Source organism: Serratia sp. PF-27 (genome assembly GCF_030053255.1).
In the GTDB taxonomy this organism is placed as follows: domain Bacteria; phylum Pseudomonadota; class Gammaproteobacteria; order Enterobacterales; family Enterobacteriaceae; genus Serratia; species Serratia bockelmannii.
Window position 1 is genome coordinate 1 of sequence record NZ_JASGBT010000016.1, and the last position, 3,940, is coordinate 3,940.

Genomic DNA, 3,940 nt, shown 5'->3' on the forward strand with positions numbered 1-3,940 from the left:
GACAACCTGACCAATGCGCTGCTGGCGAACATCGGCAGCCAGGTTCAGGCCGAGGGCGCCAACCTGATTGGGGATAACGGTCAGGTTCTCGATATACCGGGCCGGGCCGTAAGCCATGCCGTTCTGGCGGGCGTGGCCGCAGAAATCGGCAAGGGCAATGCCAAAGGCGCGGCGGCAGGGGCGCTGGCGGCGGAGCTGGCTGGGGTGATCATCAATGATAATCTGGTCAGAAGTGAAGGTTGGCAAGAGCGTCAGGCTCAGATCAGCCGCGTAGCGGGCGCCTTTGCAGGGGCCATCGTAACTGCCAAAGCCGCAGGTGCCACCAGCGGTGCAAATGCGGGGGAGTTTGTCGAACGCTTCAATCGACAGCTGCATCAGGAAGAACTCAACGCGATTAAAGAGTTGGCTAAGGGCGACAAGGAAAAAGAAGCGCGTCTGATGGCGGCTTCATGCCGAAAAGTCGCCTGCACCACGCAGGAAGCGCTAAACTCAGATGAGCGCAAGCAGTTTGAAGCCCTGATGAATCAGTACCCGTCAACGCGGGATGAAGACGGCCTCATTGCCAACTACTGGGTACAAAAAGAGCGTCAGCGCTTCGGCAACTATCCGGCGTTTGCCGGCTATGACAGCGAAAAGTTATTCACGTATGATTTGGGAGATCAGATAACCGACGGCCAGCTGTTTGCACGCAACCAGCAGATAGAACAAATCAGCAAGTTGACCGGTTGGTCGCCGGACTGGGTGAATGCCTCGGTGATGGCGGTTTCTATCGCCAGTACGTTTGCCGGTATGGGTAAAGCGAACGTCGGCAACCAGTATCTGTCATCCAAACTGGTAGGGCCAACCAGTGCCTGGAAAGGGTATCTGGTCAATGAGAAGACGGTTCAGCAGGCAGCAACGTTCAGGCAGCAGGTATTGGATGCCAGGGCACCGTTCTCACAAAAGATCAGGAAAGGTGGGAATGCCGCCGTAGCGCAAATTGATATCCCCGGTATGCCAAAGACACTTGCGGCGCACAGTGGGATCGATAAAGCAGAGAATAGTTTTATAGGAAAAGGTAGCGGCAATTTTAAATTTAAAACCATCAATAGCGGGGATGGTAAACCAATACCAAGAAATACAGACTCGGAATACAAAATTCTGGACAACCTGGCTGATAAGTTGGGTGGCAATGTGTCTATCAAAGGTAAAGTCACTATTTTCACTGAACGTGCTGCCTGTGAGAGCTGCTTGGGTGTTGTGGACCAATTTCAGAAAAAATACCCAGGGATTAAAGTGGATGTCCTTGATAATAACGATGTAATGCTAATTCCTAGGAGGTTGAAATAATGGATGATGAGCGTATGACTTACGGTGAAATAAGAGAAATGGTACTGGGGTGTTTCTATGATTGCTGTAGAAACATTCTTGACATTAACCAAAAAACGGGTGAAAAATCATCTTATGATGGTTTAGAAATTGGGTATGCAGCCTATCAATATGAAAATACTCCTTTTTCGCCAATAGAAAAGTTAATGTTCAAGGTTTTTCTCCTAATTTTAATGGCCGGAAGAGAACCGGGAGAGGTGGAAAATAACATTCGGAGTGTTATTAAACAGATTATAAATGAATATCCTCTGGGTGTTTTGACTGAAGATATCTCTGAAAAAGAAAAAAGCGATTTGCTTTATGATATGGAGTTGCTTGGATTGCTTGATAAGCCCGAGTAACCTTCCAGCTCCTAACAGTTTGAGACTAAGCACGTTTTTCTCATGCGGGGGGCTAGCCAAGGTAAAAAGTACCACTATAGATCAAGATTGACGGAAATCTAACGCCCATACGAACGGCTCTTCGGAGCCGTTTTCTCTTGATGTTGTATTCCATATAAACGCCGATAGGACGCGGCGGGCAAACCGCTCAATCCACGCAACGTCAAACTGCCGCAGCTGAGCAACGGGGACTGGAGCAAGGTGGCGCAGCGGGTGGCCGGGCAATCGGTCATCAACTCCAGCCTGAATACCGCCATCAATGGCGGCAGCTTCAAGGACAACCTGACCAATGCGCTGCTGGCGAACATCGGCAGCCAGGTGCAGGCCGAGGGCGCCAACCTGATTGGGGATAACGGTCAGGTTCTTGATATACCGGGCCGGGCCGTAAGCCATGCCGTTCTGGCGGGCATCAGCGCGGAAATCGGCAAGGGGAATGCCAAAGGCGCGGCGGCAGGGGCGCTGGCGGCGGAGCTGGCCGGGGTGATCATCAATGATAATCTGGTCAGAAGTGAAGGCTGGCAAGAGCGTCAGGCTCAAATCAGCCGCGTAGCGGGCGCCTTTGCAGGGGCCATCGTAACCGCCAAAGCCGCAGGTGCCACCAGCGGTGCAAATGCGGGTGAGTTTGTCGAGCGTTTCAATCGACAGCTGCACCAGGAAGAACTCAACGCCATTAAAGCGTTGGCTAAGGGCGACAAGGAAAAAGAAGCGCGTCTGATGGCCGCATCCTGCCGAAAAGTAGCTTGCACCACGCAAGAGGCGTTGAACTCAGACGAACGCAAGCAGTTTGAAGCCCTGATGAATAAGTACCCGTCAACGCGGGATGAAGACGGTCTCATCGCCAACTACTGGGTACAAAAAGAGCGTCAGCGCTTCGGCAACTATCCGGCGTTTGCCGGCTATGACAGCGAAAAGTTATTCACGTATGATTTGGGCGACCAGATAACCGACGGCCAGCTGTTTGCTCGCAACCAGCAGATAGAACAAATCAGCAAGTTGACCGGGTGGTCGCCGGACTGGGTGAATGCCTCGGTGATGGCGGTCTCTATTGCCAACACATTTGCCGGTATGGGTAAAGCAAACGTCGGCAACCAATACCTGTCATCCAAATTGGTAGGCCCAACCAGCGCCTGGAAAGGGTATCTGGTCAATGAGAAGACCGTTCAGCAGGCTGCTACATTCAAAAACCAGGTTACAGAACTGAGGGCCGGTTTGACATCAGCCCCGAAACGCAGTGGTAACGTTGCAGTGGCCAGTATTGATATATCTGGAATGCCAAAGACACTTGCAAGCCATAATCTCATAGACGTTGCAGGTAAGGGTTTTGTTGGGATGGGAAAAGAAAATTTTAAATATGAGACTATTCTTACTGATGATGGTAGACATGTAGCAAGAAATATAGACTCCGAATATAAAATATTGGATAACTTAGCCGATAGATTGGGTAAAAACTATTCCGCCAATGGCTCTGTTACTATTTTCACCGAAAAGCCTGCCTGCGAAAGCTGTTTAGGCGTTGTTAAGCAGTTCGAAAGTAGATATCCAGGGGTGAAAATTGACGTTTTGGACAATAATGGTGTGCGTTTGATTCCAGGAAGAGGTAAATAACAATGAATGTGATGAGTTATGATGAAATAAGGAGTAGCTTTGCCTATTCAAGTTACGCTTATTGCAGAAATATACTTAACCTACTGAAACGTGATGGTAATCATTCTGTTTGTGCTACATCTGATCAGGCGTTTGCGTATGAGTCATTAGAAGGTTCGTTTGAAGAACCAATAGAATGCCTCATGCTTGAGCTAGTGACGCTCATCTTTATGGCTGGTAGATGTAGTGATCAAACAGTAAAGTTCCACACAGATATCATATTAAAAATATTATCGGAAAATGATTTATTCGAAATGCTTAAGGATGTAACTGAAGATGAAAAAAACGAAATTTTAAACGATCTTCGATTGCTTGGCTTGATCGATAAGCCTGAATAAAAGGATGCTCGTGTGGATTGATGTGTTTTGTCTATCGTCTGGATCCATGACAGCGACTATGAAGATTGGATCTAACCCACACACAGAAACGGCTCTTCGGAGCCGTTTTCTCTTGATGTTGTATCCCATATAAACGCCGATAGGTCGCGGCGGGCAAACCGCTTAACCCGAACAACGTCAAACTGCCGCAGCTGAGCAACGGCGACTGGA

Annotated in this window: 3 protein-coding genes and 1 pseudogene; all 4 read left to right on the plus strand. The window is 49.0% G+C overall.

The window, feature by feature from the left end:
• Positions 1-1,329, plus strand: a 1,329-nt coding sequence (locus QMZ29_RS10435; protein ID WP_283225769.1) for a deaminase domain-containing protein, incomplete at its 5' end; no start/stop codon positions are given.
• Complete coding sequence (locus QMZ29_RS10440) at positions 1,329-1,709, plus strand: hypothetical protein (protein ID WP_049288535.1); 381 nt, start codon at positions 1,329-1,331, stop codon at positions 1,707-1,709. The genes QMZ29_RS10435 and QMZ29_RS10440, both read left to right, overlap by 1 nt.
• A gap of 168 nt (positions 1,710-1,877) precedes the next feature.
• Positions 1,878-3,353 (plus strand): annotated as a pseudogene (locus tag QMZ29_RS10445) (DUF637 domain-containing protein); the annotation flags it as partial.
• Between the two features lie 2 nt (positions 3,354-3,355).
• A complete protein-coding gene (imm2, locus tag QMZ29_RS10450; RefSeq protein WP_060439466.1) occupies positions 3,356-3,730 on the plus strand; it encodes an Imm2 family immunity protein in 375 nt (124 codons plus the stop codon).
• Positions 3,731-3,940 lie beyond the last annotated feature (210 nt).

Bases quoted from the DNA above. Each gene is read 5' to 3' on its own strand.
- QMZ29_RS10440 (WP_049288535.1), top strand. From the start codon at position 1,329: ATGGATGATGAGCGTATGACTTACGGTGAAATAAGAGAAATGGTACTG.
- imm2 (WP_060439466.1), top strand. From the start codon at position 3,356: ATGAATGTGATGAGTTATGATGAAATAAGGAGTAGCTTTGCCTATTCA.